Source organism: Pseudovibrio sp. Tun.PSC04-5.I4, from assembly GCF_900104145.1.
Lineage (GTDB): Bacteria > Pseudomonadota > Alphaproteobacteria > Rhizobiales > Stappiaceae > Pseudovibrio.
The window spans coordinates 2008597-2029845 of sequence record NZ_FNLB01000006.1; the positions used below are offsets into that span (position 1 = coordinate 2008597).

The 21249-nt window shown below is 50.1% G+C and carries 21 protein-coding genes; 14 read left to right on the top strand and 7 right to left on the bottom strand.

The annotated features are described in order from the left end of the window. Positions 1-128: 128 nt before the first annotated feature. The 3 genes from BLS62_RS14385 (at position 129) to BLS62_RS14395 (ending at position 3317) form a co-directional block, all read left to right on the top strand. Positions 129-617, top strand: coding sequence for an RDD family protein (locus BLS62_RS14385; protein ID WP_093181980.1), 489 nt, complete (start codon positions 129-131; stop codon positions 615-617). 83 nt (positions 618-700) lie between these two features. Next, complete coding sequence (locus BLS62_RS14390) at positions 701-2533, top strand: SLC13 family permease (protein WP_093181982.1); 1833 nt, start codon at positions 701-703, stop codon at positions 2531-2533. 37 nt (positions 2534-2570) lie between these two features. Then, on the top strand, positions 2571-3317 hold the full coding sequence (locus tag BLS62_RS14395; protein WP_093181984.1) for an arginyltransferase: 747 nt from the start codon (positions 2571-2573) through the stop codon (positions 3315-3317). 9 nt (positions 3318-3326) lie between these two features. Here the strand turns inward: BLS62_RS14395 and BLS62_RS14400 are convergent, their stop codons facing one another. Both BLS62_RS14400 and BLS62_RS14405 read right to left on the bottom strand, forming a co-directional pair. Next, positions 3327-3869 (bottom strand): uracil-DNA glycosylase family protein, encoded by a 543-nt coding sequence (locus tag BLS62_RS14400; protein ID WP_208990864.1) that lies wholly within the window; start codon positions 3867-3869, stop codon positions 3327-3329. A 118-nt stretch (positions 3870-3987) separates the two neighbouring features. After that, on the bottom strand, positions 3988-4572 hold the full coding sequence (locus tag BLS62_RS14405; protein WP_093181989.1) for a LabA-like NYN domain-containing protein: 585 nt from the start codon (positions 4570-4572) through the stop codon (positions 3988-3990). An 813-nt stretch (positions 4573-5385) separates the two neighbouring features. Between BLS62_RS14405 and rpoZ the strand changes: the two genes are divergently transcribed. The 9 genes from rpoZ to recO all read left to right on the top strand — a co-directional run bounded on the left by rpoZ (position 5386) and on the right by recO (position 13257). Beyond that, positions 5386-5781: a DNA-directed RNA polymerase subunit omega gene (gene rpoZ / locus BLS62_RS14410; protein ID WP_093181991.1), complete on the top strand. Its 396-nt coding sequence runs from the start codon at positions 5386-5388 to the stop codon at positions 5779-5781. A gap of 97 nt (positions 5782-5878) precedes the next feature. Next, on the top strand, positions 5879-8113 hold the full coding sequence (locus BLS62_RS14415) for a RelA/SpoT family protein (RefSeq protein WP_093181993.1): 2235 nt from the start codon (positions 5879-5881) through the stop codon (positions 8111-8113). A gap of 24 nt (positions 8114-8137) precedes the next feature. Continuing rightward, on the top strand, positions 8138-8731 hold the full coding sequence (locus BLS62_RS14420; protein ID WP_093181996.1) for a phosphoribosyltransferase family protein: 594 nt from the start codon (positions 8138-8140) through the stop codon (positions 8729-8731). A gap of 26 nt (positions 8732-8757) precedes the next feature. Beyond that, entirely contained in the window at positions 8758-9342 is a 585-nt protein-coding gene (locus BLS62_RS14425; protein WP_093181998.1) for a DUF2062 domain-containing protein, read from the top strand. A gap of 88 nt (positions 9343-9430) precedes the next feature. Next, complete coding sequence (gene acpS / locus BLS62_RS14430) at positions 9431-9850, top strand: holo-ACP synthase (protein ID WP_093182001.1); 420 nt, start codon at positions 9431-9433, stop codon at positions 9848-9850. Between the two features lie 146 nt (positions 9851-9996). Beyond that, positions 9997-10746 carry a signal peptidase I gene (gene lepB, locus BLS62_RS14435; RefSeq protein ID WP_093182003.1) on the top strand — a complete coding sequence of 250 codons (750 nt, stop codon included), beginning with the start codon at positions 9997-9999 and terminating at the stop codon, positions 10744-10746. Between the two features lie 39 nt (positions 10747-10785). After that, entirely contained in the window at positions 10786-11493 is a 708-nt protein-coding gene (rnc, locus tag BLS62_RS14440; protein WP_093182005.1) for a ribonuclease III, read from the top strand. Between the two features lie 7 nt (positions 11494-11500). Next, positions 11501-12484, top strand: a complete 984-nt coding sequence (gene era, locus BLS62_RS14445; protein ID WP_093182007.1) for a GTPase Era — start codon at positions 11501-11503, stop codon at positions 12482-12484. Positions 12485-12495: 11 nt separating this feature from the next. Beyond that, complete coding sequence (recO, locus tag BLS62_RS14450; RefSeq protein WP_093182009.1) at positions 12496-13257, top strand: DNA repair protein RecO; 762 nt, start codon at positions 12496-12498, stop codon at positions 13255-13257. Here the strand turns inward: recO and BLS62_RS14455 are convergent. Next, positions 13254-13586, bottom strand: coding sequence for a hypothetical protein (locus BLS62_RS14455; RefSeq protein ID WP_093182011.1), 333 nt, complete (start codon positions 13584-13586; stop codon positions 13254-13256). The genes recO and BLS62_RS14455 overlap by 4 nt on opposite strands. Positions 13587-13881: 295 nt before the next feature. Here BLS62_RS14455 and parC point away from each other — a divergent pair, with 295 nt between their 5' ends. Beyond that, positions 13882-16131: a DNA topoisomerase IV subunit A gene (gene parC / locus BLS62_RS14460; RefSeq protein WP_093182013.1), complete on the top strand. Its 2250-nt coding sequence runs from the start codon at positions 13882-13884 to the stop codon at positions 16129-16131. 149 nt (positions 16132-16280) lie between these two features. On the opposite strand, the gene BLS62_RS14465 is transcribed toward parC, so the two are convergent. The 4 genes from BLS62_RS14465 to dapA all read right to left on the bottom strand — a co-directional run bounded on the left by BLS62_RS14465 (position 16281) and on the right by dapA (position 18544). Continuing rightward, entirely contained in the window at positions 16281-16496 is a 216-nt protein-coding gene (locus BLS62_RS14465; RefSeq protein WP_093182016.1) for a hypothetical protein, read from the bottom strand. 56 nt (positions 16497-16552) lie between these two features. Next, positions 16553-17086, bottom strand: a complete 534-nt coding sequence (gene yjjX / locus BLS62_RS14470) for an inosine/xanthosine triphosphatase (protein WP_093182018.1) — start codon at positions 17084-17086, stop codon at positions 16553-16555. Positions 17087-17118: 32 nt separating this feature from the next. Next, entirely contained in the window at positions 17119-17598 is a 480-nt protein-coding gene (gene smpB / locus BLS62_RS14475) for an SsrA-binding protein SmpB (protein ID WP_093182021.1), read from the bottom strand. A gap of 67 nt (positions 17599-17665) precedes the next feature. Then, on the bottom strand, positions 17666-18544 hold the full coding sequence (gene dapA, locus BLS62_RS14480) for a 4-hydroxy-tetrahydrodipicolinate synthase (protein ID WP_093182024.1): 879 nt from the start codon (positions 18542-18544) through the stop codon (positions 17666-17668). A 673-nt stretch (positions 18545-19217) separates the two neighbouring features. On the opposite strand from dapA, the gene BLS62_RS14485 reads away from it, so the two are divergent. Continuing rightward, complete coding sequence (locus tag BLS62_RS14485) at positions 19218-21155, top strand: transglycosylase SLT domain-containing protein (RefSeq protein ID WP_208990865.1); 1938 nt, start codon at positions 19218-19220, stop codon at positions 21153-21155. The last annotated feature ends 94 nt before the right edge of the window (positions 21156-21249 follow it).

Below are 21249 nucleotides of genomic sequence, written 5' to 3' on the forward strand. Positions count from 1 at the left end.
AAAACAACCAGCGAAAATGTAAGCAAGAATTGTTTACTACTCCCGCTTGAAACTTATAGGTCGCACACCTAATTCAATAAAGTACGCTGGGGCACTTTCCGGCACCATTTTATTTAACCGAGGCAGAAATGAGCCAAGACTTGAGCGCCCAACCTAACCCATTCTTCGATCCGTACCTCAACCCGGCCCTTTTTGACGGGGTTCGGAAAAAACGCGTTTTTGCCAGTATTTTTGACATCATCGCAATCACAATCGTCTCCGCCATCGCCTATTTTGTGGTTGGGTTCCTGGGCATTCTCACGCTTGGTCTGGCTTGGTTGTTGTTACCTGCCATTTGGCCACTTGTTGCCCTTGCCTACACTGCGTTTTCTCTGGGTGGATTCAGCTCTGCAACTCCGGGCATGCGGGCATTTGGTTTGGAAATGCGTCTCAACAACGGAGCGCGGCCCTACCCACTATTTGCAGCTATTCATGCATTGCTCTTTTATTTCTCAGTAACAGTGCTTAGCCCTTTTATTCTCATAGTCTCATTGTTTAGTGACCAGAAGCGCTTGCTCCATGATATCCTCCTTGGTGCCGTTATTATGAATTCCCCGGTGGATAGTCTGCATCGATAACTCAGCAATGATGCAACGTGCAGTGACGAACCTGCCGAGACCCTCTAGTAACGTGGAGTAGAGTAGCACGAGCGGGGACGCGCATGGAGAGCCTGAACATACCGATGATCCTGACCTTTACGGTCATCGGCTTCACGATTATCCTTTATGCGCTGGAACGCATTGCCATTGAAATCACAGCATTAGGCTCAATAGTAGCTCTCATGCTGATTTTCATGGTCTTCCCACAAACTTTAAACGGCATGCCCATAGGCCCTGAAGATTTCCTCTCCGGGTTTTCCAATCAAGCGCTGATCACCGTGATCTGCCTGCTGATTGTAGGGCAAGGCCTGTTTCAAACTGATGCGCTCGACAAACCGGCGCAAGCTATTCTCAAAATGTCAAAAAAACGTCGCTGGCTTGCCACAGGCCCATTACTAATTACCGTTGGTATTGTCAGTGCGTTTTTGAACAACACCCCGGTCGTGGTCATTGCTTTGCCGATTTTGACCACCGTCGCGGCCGCACATCACACCTCATCCTCGCGTTTTCTTATGCCCCTCTCGTTTATTACCATATTGGGCGGCATGACGACGATGATTGGCTCATCCACAAACTTGCTTGTTGCCAATGTTGCCAACGCAACCGGTGAAGTCCGCATCAATTTCTTCACGTTCACAGCCTTCGGCGCAATCCTCGCGGCTGTTGGCGCAGTCTACGTCCTTGTCATCATGCCAAAAATTCTCAAACCACGTCAAAGCATGGCGGATGAATTCAAAGGCAAAGATGGTCGCCAGTTTATCGCGCAAATTCCAATCGTATACGGTCATCCACTCGTTGGCGAAAAAGCCATAGCAGGCATGTTCCCGGCTCTGAGCCAAATGACGGTCCGTCTGATCCAGCGCGGTGAACGCCCATTGCTTCCTCCATTTGAGGATATCGTGCTGCAGCCGGGCGACACTGTCATTGTCGCTGCCACACGCGAGACACTCACCAAAGCCATAAGCCAGCGCCATCCGCTATTACCCGCCGATGCAAACGAAAGCCCGACCAGCGACGCAGAACACGCAACACCCACAGGCGCACTTACTCTCGCTGAAGCGGTGATCGCACCGGGCTCACGCCTGATTGGCCGCACCTTGTCTATGACCAGCTTCCACGCTGATACCGGATGTGTTGTCACCGGCCTTCAACGCCGCAGCCGCATGCCGCGAATGCCCATGACAGACATTCGCATGGAATCCGGTGATGTTCTGCTCATTGCGGGAAATCGTGAAGAAATCAACCAGTTACGCGGCAACCGCGATGTCTTGCTCATGGACTGGTCGGCCACTGAACTCCCTCAGCGCCAATATGCGCGCCGTGCCTTGTCTATTTTTGTTGTAATGATCGGCCTTGCCGTATCAGGCGTGGTTCCAATTGTAGTCGCCTCCATCGCCGCTACATTTGCCATGATCCTTTGTGGCTGCCTCAACATTCGCCAAACCTTAAGAACCATCGACAGCCGTATTTTCATGCTGATTGGCGCATCCATCGCTGCCTCGTTAGCACTGGAAGCAACGGGTGGTGACAACGCCATAGCAGAAGCTCTGCTCACAATAGCAGATGGACGATCCCCAGCCTTCGTGCTCTCCCTGCTCTTCGCAGTTGTTGCTGTTTTAACGAACCTTTTGAGCAACAACGCAACAGCTGTTCTCTTTACACCTATCGCAATTGAAATGGCACATCGAACCGGCGTTCCAGTAGAGCCGTTTATTGTCTGCCTTATTTTTGCAGCCAACTGCTCCTTTGCGACGCCGATTGGATACCAAACCAACCTTATCGTTATGGGCCCAGGCCACTACCGCTTTTCAGATTTTCTGGTCGCCGGCACACCTCTCGCCATAATCATATGGTTGACCTTCTCACTTGTTGCTCCTTACTATTATAATTTATAGGGTAAAGAGGACAAACGAGAAGAAGAGGAGGCGCTTGGTGACACGGCAACCCTATGAAAATCCGCAGTTTTATCTGACCGCCCCTACAGAATGCCCCTACCTGCCAGGTCGCAAAGAACGCAAAGTCTTTACGCATCTTGTCGGGCCTAATGCCCCAGCGCTCAACGATGTGTTAACGCAAGGCGGTTTTCGTCGGTCGCAAAACATTGCCTATCGCCCAGCCTGCGAAGAGTGCAGAGCCTGCATCTCCATCAGAGTATGCGTCAGCGAGTTTCAATGGACCAAATCTTTGAAGCGCGTATGGAAAGACAACCACGACCTCATCGGCGCAGAACTTCCAGCCGGTCCATCAACAGAACAATACGACCTGTTTCATGAGTACCTAAGTGCCCGTCATACCGACGGAGGCATGACAGAGATGTCCCCCATGGAGTATTCTATGATGGTGGAAGACACCCATGTGAACACAGCAATCATCGAATATCGCAAAAGAGGTATAGACAGTTTCATCACAGGAGCAGGAGATGGACCTTTAATCGGTGTCGTGCTGACTGATCGACTTTGCGACGGCCTCTCCATGGTTTACTCGTTCTTCGATCATAATGAGACCACCAGAAGCCTCGGCACATTCATGATCTTGGATCATATCGTTAGAGCACAACACTTAGGTCTGCCCTATGTCTATCTGGGGTACTGGGTCGAAGGCTCTCCAAAAATGACATACAAAGAGCGTTTTAAACCACAAGAACACCTTGGCGGACAAGGATGGGAACGCCGCGATTAGCCGCAAAATCTAACTTAAGTCTCTCAGGTAATTACGGACATTCAAAAACACCTCTGTAAATTCCTCAGATGTTATTCGCCGAGTGTTCACGTTGTAGCGCGAACAGTGGAAGCTGGAAAACATCCGTAACCGTTCCGTCAGTTGCACTTCACTTTCATGCGCGAACGGATTTTCTTTTGGTTTACGATCGAATGCTTTGAGAAGCTCCTCATGAGCAGTTCGCCCAACTGCCACAACAACTCGAGTTGCGGGACTTGCCTCCATAGAGGCTAGAAAAAATGGCCTACAGGCCTGAATTTCAATAGGTTTCGGGATATTTTTGGGCGGCATGCACTTTACAACATTGGTGATGCGCGCATTTAGCGGTTCAATTCCGGCGGATTGATCAGTTTCGCTAAGGTATTTCGCAAATCCGCTCGTCGTCAGTGCCGTATTGAGCATTTCACCGGAGAAATCACCAAAGAACGGGATACCAGTTCTATTGCCCCCTTTGTGCCCGGGGGCAAGCCCAACAACAATCAGCGATGCATTGACTGGTCCAAAATCCAGCACCGGAGCATTGTGCCAATCTGGATGTAGCCCTCGGAGTTCGGCCCTATATGAAACAAGCCGGGGACAGAGTGCACACTCCCTCCCCGGCTTGTTCAAATTCGTTGAGTTTTGACGGACCCTAGTAGTCGTCATCCCCGGCTTCTTGTTCTTCTGCAACCAAACGAGGTGGACGCTCATTTGGATCACGGCCCACGCGCTGCATCAGCGAGGACAGTTCGATGAAATGATCAGCCTGACGACGAAGATCATCAGCTATCATTGGCGGTTGTGTCTGAAGCGTTGAAACAACAGAAACTTTCCGGCCACGACGCTGAAGAGCCTCAACCAGCGAACGGAAATCACCATCGCCGGAGAACAGAACGATATGATCAACATGGTCAATCAATTGCATGGCATCAACAGCCAGCTCGATGTCCATATTGCCTTTGATTTTGCGGCGACCTGAGGAATCCACAAATTCCTTTACAGGCTTAGTAACCACTTTATAGCCATTGTAATCCAGCCAATCGATCAGAGGTCGAATGGATGAATACTCCTGCTCTTCTACAAGTGCTGTATAGTAATAAGCACGAAGCAGGTAACCCTTGGATTGAAATTCTTTCAAGAGACGCTTGTAATCGATATCGAAGCCAATAGCTTTCGCTGTCGAATATAGGTTCGCTCCATCAATGAATAAAGCAATCTTTTCGCGGGGATCAAACATATTATTTTTAGCCTTTCCGCTGCACAGACGCGTAAGTCAGTAACATTCTATAAGCAATAACTTTCTCGGCATGACGCTTTGCTGTCGTGACACGCCTAGAAACTATGCCATTCTAATTGACCCGGTTGCACTCTACGTTAAATCGAATACGCATTCGTTACGGACAAACATAAAACCTTGCCCCACTGTGCGTATATTGCATTGGTCCAGTTAATATTGAACCAATACGGCTCGATTCACCGGACAGAAACTAAAACAAGATGAATGAAATGTACAGATAGCACCTTGCATAAATTAACAGGAACTCATCAAATAAAACTCTTTATTATTATAGAGCCAACTTGACTTCTGAAGAAACTACTGGAAAGTAATCCAATAGAAACAACATTTCCTTGTTTATTCAAACTAAAATCCACCCGAGAGTAATCAGGATGGAAATTTAGTTAATGCGCTCAGTTTATATTTTTTCACCAATTTCAATTCCAGTATGCAATCCGAATACCAGTTTTTTCGAGGACTTAAAGATCTATGCTTTCTAATCCTCAGAAAAAGACAGTATTAATAGAATATTCCAGACCGCTCTGTGCTTTAAAACAAATTTCAACATTAAATTGTGAGTTTAGTTTATGCACCTGAGACCTAAAGCCCCCAATTCTATTGGGCCTAATCTTAATGCTAAAAACGCCCCCAATTATCGCCTGAATAATAAGATATAACGGGGTTACACAAAAAATGGTGAAACGGCACTTGCCTTGTTTCAAGAAGCGATCTATGTGTACCCACTAAATTTCCAGCATATTACGGAGTGATCGAATGGCACGTGTGACCGTCGAAGATTGCGTCGACAAGGTTGAAAACCGGTTCGAACTGGTTCTTCTTGCCAGCCATCGCGCCAGAATGATTTCAAGTGGTTCGCCACTGACAATCGACCGCGACAACGATAAGAACCCAGTTTGTGCGCTTCGCGAAATCGCTGACGAGACTGTGAGCCCTGAAGATCTTAAAGAAGATCTCATTCACTCTCTTCAGAAATTCGTGGAAGTGGACGAGCCAGAAACAGAAACAGCACCGATGGTTCCAAGTGATCCACAGCAGCTTCAAATCAATGCAGTGGACGACTCTGAAGTCGAATTCGACCGCATTACTGAAGAAGACCTGTTGAAGGGACTCGAAGGCTTGGTACCGCCGGAACGTTCTGACGACTACTAAGTAGCCTTCACGCAGGATGTCGGCGTCGGCCGGGCCGACGCCTCGCATTTTTTTGGTACGGCCATAGCTTATTTAGAAGTGAAGCGGCCGCCCCAAAATGATGCGTCAATACGAACTTGTTGAAAAAGTAACGAGCTACAATCCAAACGCGGATGAGGCCTTACTCAACAAGGCATATGTTTATGCCATGCAAAAGCATGGTACCCAGACCCGAGCGTCTGGCGATCCATACATCTCCCATCCCTTGGAAGTTGCAGCGATCCTCACAGATCTGAAGCTGGACGACGCAACGATTGCTGTCGCCCTCCTTCATGACACGATTGAGGATACCGACGCGACACGCGCCGAGATTGACCGCATGTTTGGCGAGGAAATCGGCAAACTGGTTGAGGGACTGACTAAGATCCAGCGCTTGGATCTGGTTTCCAGAAAAGCAAAACAAGCAGAAAACTTCCGTAAATTGCTTTTGGCGATTGCTGATGATGTCCGCGTTTTGCTGGTTAAACTGGCTGACCGCCTGCACAACATGCGTACACTCCACCACATGCGAGAGGACAAACGTGTCCGCATCGCGGAAGAGACCATGGAGATTTACGCGCCCCTTGCTGGCCGCATGGGTATGCAGGACATCCGCGAAGAATTGGAAGACATCTCATTTAACACGCTTTACCCGGACGCACGCGAAACCATTCGCGAGCGCCTGACGATCCTGCATAGCAAGAACGAAAGTTTGATCACCGATATTGAGGAGGATCTGACCCAACGCCTTGCTGAGCAAGGCATCTCAGCGCGGATCAGTGGCCGTGAAAAACGCGCCTACTCCATTTTCCGTAAGATGGAAGAGAAATCACTGGGCTTTGAGCAACTTTCAGATATCTACGGCTTCCGTGCCATCGTTCCTAATCTGGAAGACTGTTACCACGTACTGGGCGTCATACATACTGCGTGGCCTTGTGTTCCCGGTCGGTTTAAAGACTACATCTCCACACCGAAACAGAACGATTACAGGTCCATTCACACCACCGTAGTGGGACCAAAGCGCCAGCGCGTTGAATTGCAGATCCGCACCCAAGCCATGCACCGCATCGCCGAAAACGGCATTGCCGCCCACGCGCTTTATAAAGACGGCGTTACCGGTGGCCGTAACATTCAGTCCATGACTGCGGAATCCCGTGCCTATGGTTGGCTTCGAGGCACCATTGACCTTCTGGCACAAGGCGAATCCCCGGAAGAGTTCCTAGAGCATACAAAACTCGAGCTGTTCCACGATCAGGTCTTCTGCTTCACACCAAAGGGTCGCCTGATTGCTCTTCCACGCGGCGCAACACCAATCGACTTCGCCTACGCAGTTCACACAGATGTCGGCAACACCTGCGTTGGCTGTAAAGTAAATGGCCGCATATCCTCGCTGGTAACTGAACTGGCAAACGGCGATGAAGTGGATATTGTCCGCTCGCAAGCTCAAACACCTCCACCTGCCTGGGAGAACATTGCCGTTACAGGCAAGGCACGCTCTGCAATCCGCAAAGCAACCAGAGCTTCCGCGCGCCAGCAATATGGCGGTCTGGGCAAACATGTTCTGGAACGCGCCTTCTCACATGCAGGCAAAGATTTTGACGAAGCTGCGCTTGAAGCACACATCAAAAAGTTCAGCATGGAGAACACGCTGGACCTGCTCGTTGCAGTTGGTCGCGGAGACATTCCGGCCAGCACAGTTTTGGAAGTCGCGTATCCAGACTACGCACCGGCACAAAGCGCCGAACGCAGCCCAAGTTCCCCTCCGGCAGCGGGCACAGCCTCTGAAGGCTGGTTTGATCTGGACAAAGGCAGCTCGGTCAAATTCAAGATACCCGAAGGATCAGCACAGGCAAGCGAGAGCGGCTCCCTACCAATCCGCGGCATGTCAGGCTCTCTCCCGGTCCGCTTTGCCCCAAGTGGCGGCGCTGTACCGGGTGATCGCATCGTCGGTATTCTAACACCGGGTGTTGGCATCACTATTTACCCGATCCAGTCTCCCGATTTGAAGGAATTTGATGACCAACCGGAACGCTGGCTTGATGTTCGCTGGGACATAGATCCCAACGCACCCGAACGCTTCCCGGCACAAATCAGCGTATTTGCTGTCAACGAACCAGGCTCTCTGGCAGCCATAACAAAAGTCATCGGCGATCATCGCGGCAACATTGATAATATCAAAATGATCCGAAAAGCATCCGATTTTCATGAGATGCTAATTGATCTTGAGGTATGGGATCTAAAGCACTTGAATCTGATCCTGAACCAACTGCGCGCCAAACCCAATGTATCCGAGTCACAAAGGGTGAATGGCTAGCAGCTGATCAACAAAGGGTATTCCATGGACCAAAATTCAGTCCTGGACGTATTTAGAGAAACAAAAGCCCTGAAGGAAGGACACTTCATCCTCCCTTCAGGCTGGCACAGCTCAACCTACCTGCGCCGGCAAAAACTGTTGGAATACCCTGACAAGGTAGAAATTCTGGCAGCTCAGCTTGTCAAAAAGATCGCTGCGAGTAACATCCTGAATTTCAGCCACATCGTCTCCCCCAGCTTGGGAGGGCTGATCGTTTCCCTGCAGGTCGCAAGAATCATGCAAAAACGCGCACTCTGGATCCGGCGGGAGAGCGGATATTTGACAACTGGGCCGGCAAGTATCCCTCCAAAGTCAAATATACTTATAGTTCAAGATGTTGTAGCCACGGGTCATCTATGCCTTTCCACAATAGAAGCACTGCGATCACTCAACATTAACAGTGTTGGTATTGGTTGTTTTATCGATCGGAGCCATAAAGATACAGAATTAGGAGTACCCCTAATATCCCTTGCTCCATTGAAACTACCGGTGTATGCAGCCGATAAACTACCAGAAGAGCTAGCTGCAATACCGGCGATACAAACAACCCCTATCGAACCATTCAATTGGCGCGATTGATGAATAAGCAGAGCACTTGAGTTGAAATGATTTTTAAACGGCGGGAAAAACCACATAGAATTGAGCGAATTCGCGTAGCCGTTTGGCCGCGACACAGTTGGTCGCGCTCCATCAAGTATTTTTCAAAGCGTGTACTCCGCCTTTCAGCCAGCCCTCAAAAAATCGCAGCTGGATTCGCAGCTGGTGCTGCGGCCTCTTTTACTCCGTTTATCGGCTTTCACTTTATCCTGAGCTTTGTATTTGCCTACATCTTGCGCGGCAACTTTCTTGCCGCAGCATTAGGCACAGCCGTCGGCAACCCCCTCACCTTTCCGCTTATCTGGGCCAGCACGTATAAGGTCGGTCTTTATATTATGGCAGAGACGGATCGCCCCCTGCCAAAATTCGGTGATAAGCTCAATCCATCCATGCTATCTCAATCACTGGACACAATCTGGCCAGTGCTAAAACCGATGCTGATTGGCGCTGTTCCACTCGGTCTAATAACCGGTGTACTGTCCTACTTCATCATATTAGGTTCTGTTTCTACCTACCAAAAAGCAAGAGCGCGCCGCTTCCGTTTAAAAAGAAAACTTGTTGCGAAAAACAAAGCAACTGCTTCCAAAGACTGAGCAGAAGCTATTCTTCGAATGCAAATTTCTGAAGAGTTTGTTACACCGGTTAAACACGCCAATATGCTCTTTAAAAGATGAGGCATAAATGATAATCGGCATCGGCAGCGATTTGAGCGACATTCGCCGGATCGAAAAAACACTATCAAGATTTCCAGACCGCTTCACCAAACGCGTTTTCACAGAGATTGAACGTGCCAAAGCAGAAGCCCGGGCTAACAAAGCAGCAACCTATGCAAAAAGGTTTGCGGCAAAAGAAGCCTGCTCCAAAGCCTTAGGGACTGGCCTGTCTATGGGTGTAGCCTGGAAGGAAATGGGTGTCGTCAATCTACCAAGCGGCAAACCAACGATGCATTTAACCGGCGGCGCGAAAGAAAGACTGGATAAACTGGTACCAGATGGTTTCGTGCCACGAATTGACCTTACAATTACGGATGACTACCCGCTGGCTCAGGCATTTGTCGTAATTTCGGCATGGCCAAAAGATTGGCCAACCTTAGAGCCGTGAAAACGTAAATGAACTGGATTGCAGAAGTGGCCTTGAACCGCTAAGAGATCCACCTATGTGAATTTTATTGTCTGGGGACTGACTCGCCGCAAATATGTGATGAGCGGTATGGGCAAGCGAGTTTTCTCTTACTATGAAGGATTAACATGAGCCAATCCAAAGATAAGGAGCAGGAAGGCGGCGTATATGAGACCATCAAGGTCATCGCCCAAGCTCTGCTGCTCGCTCTGGTTGTTAGAACGTTTCTTTTTCAGCCGTTTTTTATTCCTTCAGGCTCAATGAAAGATACTTTACTGATTGGTGACTACCTCTTTGTTTCCAAATACAGCTATGGCTACTCTAAATACTCCTTCCCGTTTGGTCTTGCACCATTTGCGGGGCGCGTCTGGGGTGACGCACCTGAGCGCGGTGATATTGCCGTGTTCAAATTGCCAAAGGACAACGCCACCGACTACATAAAGCGTGTGATCGGTTTGCCTGGCGATGAGATTCAGGTGACAAAAAGCGTGCTCTACATCAACGGAGAAGCCGTTGAACGGAAACGCATTGACGATTACATTGAGAAAGACGCCTACGGCAACATCCGCAAGGTGCCACGTTATGTCGAAACACTGCCGAATGGTGTTAGCTACCAGACATTGGACCTGACAAACTCAGGCCCGCTGGACAACACACCTGTTTACCGTGTCCCGGCAGACCGGTTTTTCATGATGGGTGATAACAGAGATAACTCGCAGGACAGCCGGGTACTCTCCGAAGTTGGCTATGTGCCATATGAGAATTTTGTTGGCCGCGCAGAAATTATCTTCTTCTCCGTAGAAGAAGGTCAGGCAGCCTGGATGTTCTGGAAGTGGCCTTGGTCTGTTCGTTGGGACCGGTTGGGCGATGTACTCTAGTGAGGCTGTCATGCAGCCTTTAAAGGAATTGGCCGGACTATGAGCAGAAGAAAAAGACCGGTATCAGACGCGGCCTTGGAAGAGCGTATTGGGTACCAGTTCAACGACAAGGAACTCCTTGTGCGGGCTTTAACCCACGCAAGCGCTCTTCCTGTTGCAAAAGCATCGCTACAGAGCTATCAGCGTCTTGAGTTTTTGGGCGACCGTGTACTTGGCCTTGCTATTGCAACAATGTTGGAGGAAACCTTTCCAACAGCCGATGAAGGTGAGCTGGCCCGCCGTTTGAACCAACTGGTAAAACGCGAAACATGTGCGGAAGTCTCCAAGGTCATTCTGATTGGCCAGCATATGCGTGTAGGCGATGCGGAAGCTCACACTGGCGGAAGAACAAAAACGGCAATTCTTGCAGATATGTGCGAAAGCGTGATTGCTGCCATTTACCTTGATAGCGGATATGAAGAAGCAGCAAACTTCATCGCACGCTTTTTCGCGGAGAGAATGGTAACCTACTCAGGCCCGTTGCGAGATGCCAAAACAACACTACAGGAGTGGGCACAGTCCAAAGGACGCCCCACTCCGCTATATGAAACAATTACTCGCAGCGGTCCCGACCACGCACCGGTCTTCAAAATTCGTGTGAATGTTGAAGGTGTCGATCCGGGCGAAGCAGTTGGAAACTCAAAACGCATAGCTGAGCAATCTGCTGCCGAGAACATCCTGCGCCGCGAAGGCGTGTGGAGCGAATAGGTCCTAAATGAGCGAAGATAACAACAACGAAGACGACGATCTACCAGAAGACGACGGCCTGCCAGAAGGCATGAACTTTAACTTAAGCAAACCAAACGACAAAACCAGTGCTGGTTTTGTCGCTCTTATTGGTGCGCCAAATGCTGGTAAGTCCACACTGGTCAACAAGCTTGTCGGCATCAAGGTTTCAATTGTAACGCATAAGGTTCAAACCACGCGTGCGATTGTGCGCGGTGTTGCTATGGCAGGTGACAGCCAGATTATCTTTGTCGATACTCCTGGTATTTTCCGCCCTAAACGCCGTCTCGACCGCGCAATGGTAGACACAGCTTGGGGCGGCGCGAAAGACGCTGACGTTGTTGCTGTTTTGATCGACGCCAAAAAAGGCATTGATGAATCTGTAGAACGTATTTTGAATGAGCTGGAGCACATCAAGCTTCCCAAAGTGCTTATTCTCAACAAGATCGATATCACCAAGCGCGACCAGCTGCTGGCTTTGTCTGCGAAGGCGAACGAATACACCAAGTTCGATCAGACCTTCATGGTATCTGCCATCAATGGGTCTGGCACCAAAGATATTATCTCGTATTTCGCCGAGCGCATGCCGAAAGGCCCATGGCTTTACCCGGAGGATCAGGTCTCTGATATTCCAATGCGTATGCTGGCCGCTGAAGTTACACGCGAGAAGATCTACATTCGCTTGCATGAGGAACTACCTTATATTTCTACCGTTGAAACAGATCAGTGGCAGGAAAAACCGGATGGCTCAGTTCGCATCGAGCAAACCATTTTCGTAGAACGCGACAGTCAGAAGGCCATTGTACTTGGCAAAAACGGCCAGACCATCAAAGTCATTTCAAAAGCAGCTCGTGAAGAACTGGAAGAAGCTCTTGAAATGAAGGTCCACCTGTTCGTCTTTGTGAAAGTACGTGAGAACTGGGCAGATGACCCTGAGCGTTACCGCAATATGGGCCTCGAGTTCCCGCGTTAAGGCAGAACTCCATGCAGTGGCAAGCTGAAGGGATCGTCATAGGAACACGCAAGCAGGGTGAAAACAACATTCTGCTGGAAGTTCTGACACCCGACAGAGGCCGCTGCTTGGGTCTCGTGCGCGGCGGGCGCTCCCGCCGCCAACAACCTGCACTCCAGCTCGGCAATCACCTCAGCCTCAACTGGCGGGCCCGATTGGACGAGCACCTCGGCTTTTTCACAGTTGAGCCAATACACCTGCGCGCCGCCCACCTCATGCAATCCGCGCGCTCTCTCCACGGCCTGCAAAGCCTGTGCGGACAAGTCCGGCTACTGCCAGAGCGCGACCCTCATCCCAATCTCTACCATGCACTTGATATCATTTTAGACCATTTGGAAGACCCAAGGATTGGAGCAGCTCTTGTGCTGCGCTTTGAGTTGGAACTGCTCAATGAACTGGGGTTTGGGTTAGACCTCAGCGAATGTGCTGCAACGGGCACCACGAGCGAGCTAGTCTGGGTCTCCCCCAGGTCTGGCCGCGCAGTGAGCAAAACGGCTGGCCTGCCTTACGCCAACAAACTCCTCATACTCCCTGAATTCATGAAGGCACCGCAAACACGGCTTGCAGAGACGGCGCAGCTCTCCAAAGAGGATATGGAGGCTGGCTTTTCACTCACCGGATACTTCCTGTTCAAATACATCTACGAGCCACGCAATATAATTTGGCCGCCAGCCAGAGACAGCTATGTCACGACGCTTAAAAGAGAATTCACGGAACTCGCCAATCAATCTTAATTACCTTGAGGTCCATTCCCACCCGGAAGAATAACGACAGGACCCGTGCTATCGCCAGCAAGCGGAATATATCGCTTTTTGGGGGATGGCACGTAGGGATGCTGCTTGTCCGGTGCGGGTTGAAACCATGACTGCCTTTCTGAGGAGCTGGAAGACCGTCCGTCTGCCCCTTTATCCGGCTTATCCAGCCCACCAATAGTTTGCCGAATAGTACGCTCAAATTGCCCCGCCGTAGCATCTGGCTGACCGGAAAGCAGCAACACGCCAACAAGAATTGGCAAGGTCGCAGCTTTCGACAAGGAGACCTGAAAACCGAATTTAGTCTGCATTATCTTCTCCCTAACGGCCATGAGAATACCTTTTTTTGCATCTAATGAAGTATAGGGACCAGAATATCCTGAGCACTTAAGCACACGGCAACAATTCAAGCTAAATTAACGAGATCTCACTCACACGCATTTCGGTTGAAGCAGATCTGGCCAAAACGCCGCTCAAATCTCGGGCAGCCTTTGAGCACCGTAAAACCCCCTCATACACCTGACAAAGCGCAGTTTTCTGAGGATTTCGGATATAGACATGCCCCCTGCCATTGCCTGAACAAGCCAAGAACGCTAACCAAGGACCATGGGACAAGAAGTGATTGGCCAGCATGGCCCCGTAACAATCAATCTTAAAGAAGCATTAGAAGAGCGCTACCTCAGCTATGCGCTCACCACGATTATGCATCGCGCACTCCCTGACGTCCGGGATGGCCTGAAACCCGTGCACCGCCGTATCCTATACGGTATGCGCCTTCTCAAGCTCGATCCTAATCAGGGCTTCAAAAAGTGTGCACGCGTTGTTGGTGACGTAATGGGTAAATATCACCCGCACGGTGATGGAGCTATTTACGACGCCCTTGTCCGCCTCGCACAGGATTTCTCGGTCCGCTACCCCTTGGTTGATGGTCAGGGTAACTTCGGTAACATCGACGGCGATAGTGCAGCAGCAATGCGTTACACCGAAGCCCGTATGACCGACGTGGCCACACGTATTTTGGACGGCCTCAATGAGAACGCCGTCGAATTCCGGGAAACATATGATGGACTAGACTCAGAACCTATAGTCCTTCCGGGCAATTTCCCGAACCTGCTGGCAAACGGTTCCACAGGTATTGCTGTGGGCATGGCAACCTCCATCCCGCCGCACAATGCCTATGAACTTTGCAATGCCTGCCAAGTGCTGATCACGAATCCAGATGCGGAAATAGAAGAGCTCCTTGAGCACGTCAAAGGGCCCGATTTCCCGACCGGTGGTACAATCGTCAGCGACAAAGGGTCCATCCTTGAGGCTTACAAGACCGGACGCGGCAGCTTCCGCACCCGGGCAAAATGGCACAAGGAAGAAGGCCCGCGCGGCACCTACAATATCATCGTCACTGAGATTCCGTATCTCGTACAAAAATCCCGTCTGATCGAGAAAATCGCCGAACTTCTGATAGCGCGCAAACTACCGCTGCTCGATGATGTACGCGATGAGTCGGCAGAAGATGTGCGTGTGGTTTTGGCCCCACGTAACAAGAACGTAGATCCAGAACTCCTCATGGCATCTTTGTTCAAGCTGACGGATCTGGAAAACAGATTCTCGCTGAACATGAACGTCCTATCCAAAGGCGTTGTGCCTAAGGTCATGAGTCTGAAGGATGTTCTTAAGGAATGGCTTGAGCACCAGAAAGACGTTCTGGTTCGCCGCTCCAACCACCGACTGGACCAGATCAACCACAGACTTGAAATTCTGGAAGGCTACCTCATTGCCTACCTGAACATTGACGAAATCATCCGTATCATCCGCGAAGAAGACGATGCCAAAGTATCGCTCATCAAAGCGTTTGAACTGACTGACGTTCAGGCCGAAGCAATCTTGAACATGCGCCTGCGCTCCTTGCGCAAGCTTGAAGAATTCGAGATCAAGAAAGAGCACGACAAGCTTTCCAAAGAGAAATCCGGTCTGGAAGCCCTGCTCGCCTCCGAAAAGAAACTGTGGAATCGCGTTTCCAAACAAATTACTGAGATCGGCAAAGCATACGGGCCAGAGACAAAAATCGGTGCCCGCAGAACAAACTTCGGTCAGGCTGAAGAACACAATCTGGAAGAGATCCATCAAGCTATGATCGAGAAAGAGCCGATTACTGTTGTGATCTCGGAAAAAGGCTGGATCAGAACGCTGAAAGGCCATGTGCAGGACATGTCCACCCTCACCTTCAAACAGGGTGACCAGCTGCATCTGTCCATTCATGCGGAAACCACCAGTAAAATCCTGCTATTCACCACAGGCGGCAAGTTCTACACCATCGGCGCTGATAAGCTGCCGGGCGGACGAGGCCACGGCGAGCCGATCCGCTTGATGGTTGATATGGACGAGACGCAAGAAATCATCAGCGCATTTGTCCATAAGCCAGATCGAAAGCTCCTGCTCTCCTCTGATGAAGCCCGCGGCTTTATCGTGGAAGAAAAAGATGTGGCTGCGACAACCCGCAAGGGCAAACAGATCCTCAACGTCACAGCCCCTGCCAAAGCAGTCCTTTGTATTCCGGTGGTGGGAGACTACGTGGCAGTTATTGGCCTGAACCGGAAACTCATGGTGTTCCCGCTAACTCAGATTGCGGAAATGACCCGTGGTCGTGGTGTGCGCTTACAGCGCTACAGAGATGGTGGTATCTCCGACATCAAGACCTTTGACAGCGCAACCGGTCTCACATGGACAGATGGCTCCGGGCGTACATTCACCCGCACCCTGGAAGAGCTTCAGGATTGGCGCGGAGACCGAGGACAGGCAGGACGCCTGCCACCAAACGGCTTCCCAAGAACCAATAAGTTTGGCGGCAATTCAATTTAAGAAAACAACAGGCCCGGCATTGATCGGGCCTGTTGTTTATTTGATTAACCCGACGCATCCAATACTTCTGGTTTTGGTCCATCTCCAGCGCCATGCTTGGCAAGCGCATCTGCAGCAACCTTACGATAAGCTTGCAATGCCTCTGAGGTTTAAATTTTCAAGAGTCCAATCACTTCAACTGACATGAAGCTCTCTAAAATCTCAGGAGGCGGTGATGCCCAGAACCCAAGAACAGTTGCCAGTAAATTGAACTCTTTAAAGCCGCACGTTAAATCTGCACAAATGGAAAACTGGGTGATTTGAAGTTCGCGCTCACAGCCGACAACCTGACCCAACTGGAAAAGCTTCCAAGTGCTTGAAAGCATCGTAGCTGACCACTTTAACGTTCAGCAACACATGTCCCAAAATTAAACCACTTTCACTAAGTGGTTCTGAAAGCAGGAGACCTGAAGGGCAAAAGAGCGCAAAATAGGGTATCGACATAAACCGATTGGCGCGTCATACGCCCGTTAGTCAAAACATCAAATGCCCCGCCTTTTTGCTTGATGTTCTGCGTACCAAAGACCTCATCAATCGCATGACCCAGCTCAATGCCAGAACCGATGAGGGACATGACTTTGTCTGGCAATGGCAACAACATAGACCGGCTTGCTGAAACCTGCCCTGCTTTCGAAAGCACAACCATCCAGGCAAATGTATAGGCAATACCGCTAAGGTCGCAGATACCGCCTTCCAACCCCACACCAAAATCAGCATCAGGGTGCTCAGCAAGTGCATTTTGTGCACGCGTCACAGCACCCTGCCGTGTTTCTTCATCACCCATAGGTTGATCAGAAACACCAGAAGCAACATCTACCGAAATCAGATCAATCTTATCGGCAGGAAACTGCTCCTGAAACGCGTCCAGTGTTGCGTTCACTTTGACAGGGTTTTGCGAGGCAACAACAACCTTCATGAGTAAGCTCCTGCTAAACCGGCCAGACAAAACTAGCCCTGATTTTTCATCACCCGCTGTTTTTCGCGGTTCCAATCGCGGGTCTTTTCTGTCTGACGCTTGTCGTGATCTTTTTTACCACGCGCCAAGGCCACTTCCATCTTCGCTCGTCCATCCTCATTGAAATAGACTCTGAGTGGAACAATGGTCTTGCCATCTCTTTGAACGGCAGAGAAAAGCTTATTCAGCTCACGGCGATGCATAAGCAACTTCCGTGGCCGGCGTGGTTCATGGTTAAAGCGGTTGCCCTGCGTGTATTCCGGGATGTAGACGTTGTAGACCATCATCTCGCCCCGGTACTCGGCAGCGTAGCTTTCGCCAATATTGCTTTTACCCTGACGGAGAGACTTAACTTCAGTCCCTCTCAGCTCAATACCAGCTTCAAAAACGTCTTCAATTGCGTAGTTGTATCGGGCCTTCCGGTTATCCGCAACAACCTTGCGCCCGGGAACGCCACCTTTTTTGGCAGCCATTTCTTATCCTTATTCATTCATAAAAGTTGTTCCGCGCGAATGCAAAGCTCTGCGCGGAACACTTAGATTAGTTGATCAGGCCAGCATGGACCATAGCCTTATGAATGGTTTCCTGCGTTTGTTCACTGACTGTGACCAAAGGCAAACGCAATTCGTTTTCCATTTTGCCCAGCAAGGACAATGCATATTTAGGTCCGGCTGGATTTGGCTCAATAAACAGGGCGTCATGCAACGGTGCCAAACGGTCCTGAATAGACAATGCAGTCGCAAAATCGCCAGACATACAAGCTTCTTGGAACTGGGCGCACAACGCAGGCGCAATATTCGCAGTTACAGAAATACAGCCATGACCGCCATGCGCCATAAAGCCAAGCGCCGTAATATCCTCACCAGAAAGCTGGATGAAATCAGTACCACACAGATGGCGCTGCTCCGACGCACGTGCAAGGTTTGCCGTTGCATCCTTAACACCAACAATATTATCAACTTCCGCAAACAGCTCAGCCATTGTCTGGCTTTGCATGTCAATGACGGAACGCCCCGGAATATTATAGATGTAAATTGGCAGGTCTACAGACTTAGCAATTGCTGTAAAATGCGCTTTCAAACCAGCCTGATTAGGCTTGTTATAATAGGGTGTCACAGACAAAATAGCGTTTGCGCCAACTTCCTGCGCATGCTGCGCAAATTCGATAGCTTCAACCGGGTTGTTGGATCCAGCGCCTGCCATAACAGGAACGCGGCCAGCGGAGACTTCGACAGCCATTTGAACGACACGCTTATGCTCGTCAAATGTCAGCGTCGGGCTTTCTCCGGTTGTTCCCACAGGCACAAGCCCATGGGAGCCCTGTTTTATCTGCCAGTCCACGAATTCCTGGAAGGCCTTCTCATCCACTTTGCCATCCTTGAAAGGGGTGACAAGTGCTGGAATTGATCCTCTAAACATCTCAGGTTCCTCGTTGGATTACATATAAACAGAGCAATTTTTGCCAGTGCCCTCAATGGGGTGGCATACAGTAATGTGATCTAGCCCATCTCGGCAACATCACCAAGACCTTCTCTTATAAGATTCGGGAATTTTTTTATGCTCATAATTAGGCCAGCTTCACAGGTGAGTATGAAGCAGACCTCTATAGAACATTAAACAGATATTTACCCTGTTTGTGGCAAGTAGGCTGGGGGAGCATTTTTGGAATTGAACTGTCCGGTGCGTTTTTGCCGGATTATCAGCACTCAGGTGAGACGGGCCAACGAGTATTATGCGTATCCGCGAATTTTTTCTTGTTTCCACACATGTAAGCGCAATTGCGATTGCTGCGTGCCTTTCCGGACCAGCATATTCTGCTGTATCCTTTTCAAATTACAAGATAATTCCAATTCCAAACCCAGCGAAACCCGTACAAACGGCAGCCCTGATATCACGTCAACCATTAGGCCAAACCGCGCATTTAGTAGCCATGCCGCGCTCCAAACCCGGAAGCAGCAAACCTACATTTGGTAGTAAAAGCCAAACATCCCAATTATCGAACTATGCTCCCTCCTCTCCCAATAAAACGGAAAGGGCCCTGATTTCAAACCGCGCGACAAACCCGCAAAACGCATTGCAGGCAACCGCAGCATTGGTCAAGTCTTATCCACAGGGATCGAGTACAGCACCGGCAACGGGGTCCGTTGAACCCCTTAAAGCAGTCCTTCAAAACGTCAAATCCGGACAACTGCAAGACGCGATAACAGGCCGTAACGCCTTGCCAAACAACCTTGATCGCCGTTTGGCAAACTGGTTTATCATGCTCCGTGGTGGACCGGAGACACCGGTCACTCATATCGCCCAGTTCGCTGCAGATGCGCCTCATTGGCCAACAGCCAAAATTGTGAGAGCGCGCGGAGAAGCAGCTCTTGCCACCTCCAAACTGACACCAAAACAGGTCATCGGTGCTTTTGGAACATCCTTGCCAGAAACAACCGATGGGAAGCTTGCCCTTGCCAATGCCCAACTCGCCGTTGGCAACAGCGCCCAAGCTGCAAAACTCATTCACCCTCTGTGGCAAAAAAAGATATTTGAACCAGAGCTGGAAGCTCAGATCCGCTCAAACTTCGGCAACATCCTAAGGCAAAAAGATCATCGCCTGCGTACAGAAATGCTACTGTACCGGGATAGAACACGTGCCGCAGAACGACTACTTTCCGAGCTATCTCGTGACGAACAAGCCTATGTGAAGGCCCGCATCGCAAGCATTCGCAAAACGAGCGATGCAATGAGCAAACTGAAAAATGTGCCACGCTCCATGAAGAGCGACTCAAACTATCAATTTGCTCTCATTCAGCAGGCCCGACTGCAAGGCGACTATGAAACGGCTGCGCGGCTTATGGAGGCAGCTCCCACAAAGTCTAATCAACTCCTCAACGGAGATAAGTGGTGGGCGCAACGCAGAGATATCTCACGAGAGCTAGCTGAATCTGGACAAGCACGTCGCGCTTACACCATTGCAGCCAACCACGCGGCTGAATCTACAAGTATGATTGTGGAGGCGGAATTCCATGCTGGTTGGTTTGCCCTGCGCTTTGTAGGGGATGCTCGTCTCGCAGAACCTCATTTCAAGCGGATCGCAAAGCTGGGTAAAACCTCCCAAACTCTATCACGTGCCTATTATTGGCTAGGCAGAACTCGCGAAGCTCAGAAAGATACAGAAGGCGCCATTGCATTTTATCAGCAGGCCGGTGCTTATCAGACATCCTATTACGGACAACTGGCACTCGCAAAACTCGGTATCAACCAGATGCCCCTCGCCGCCTTGCCAAAAGTAACGAATGCGGATCGATCAGCATTCAACAGCAATGAGCTCGTGCAAGCCATCAAGCGACTTGATGAAGCGGGCATGCACAATGATACACTGTTGTTCTATACACATCTGGCACGCACCTTGCCGAGCAATGGACAAATTCGCCTCCTCACCGAGCTAGCAGAATCCAGAGGCGTCTATCAATGGGCGACTATGGTCGGCCGGTTGGCACAAGCCGAAAGAGTAGAGGCGGCCCCGCTTGCTTACCCGATCAACGCAATTCCACGCAAAACACGCATTACCAAAGGCGTTGAAAAACCAGTGGTTTATGCAATTGCACGACAAGAGAGCTCATTTAACCCGCAAGCACGCAGCAGCGCCGGCGCACTGGGATTACTTCAGTTAATGCCAGGGACAGCTAGAGAAACAGCACGGAACCTAGGCGTGTCCTATAAGAAGTCACGCCTGACCTCAGATCCAGCCTACAACGCAACATTAGGTGCTGCATTTCTCGGGGAACTGGTGGACGAATTTGGCGGTTCTTACATCCTGACATTTGCCGCTTACAACGCAGGTAAAAACAAGGTGAAAGAGTGGATTGAACGTTTTGGAGACCCTCGCAACCCGAAGATTGATCCAATTGATTGGGTTGAATCAATACCTTACGGTGAAACACGGGATTACGTTCAGCGGATTACGGAAAACTTGCAAGTTTATCGCTACAAGCTGGAAAACAAACCCCTGATGATCACGCAGGACCTTACCCGCGGCTACTAAGCGGCATCAATGAAGACAGACACAAAGCCCGGCAATCCTGTCGGGCTTTTATGATCAGGTACCATCAAAAAGTACCTCAGCAAGCATTCCGCCA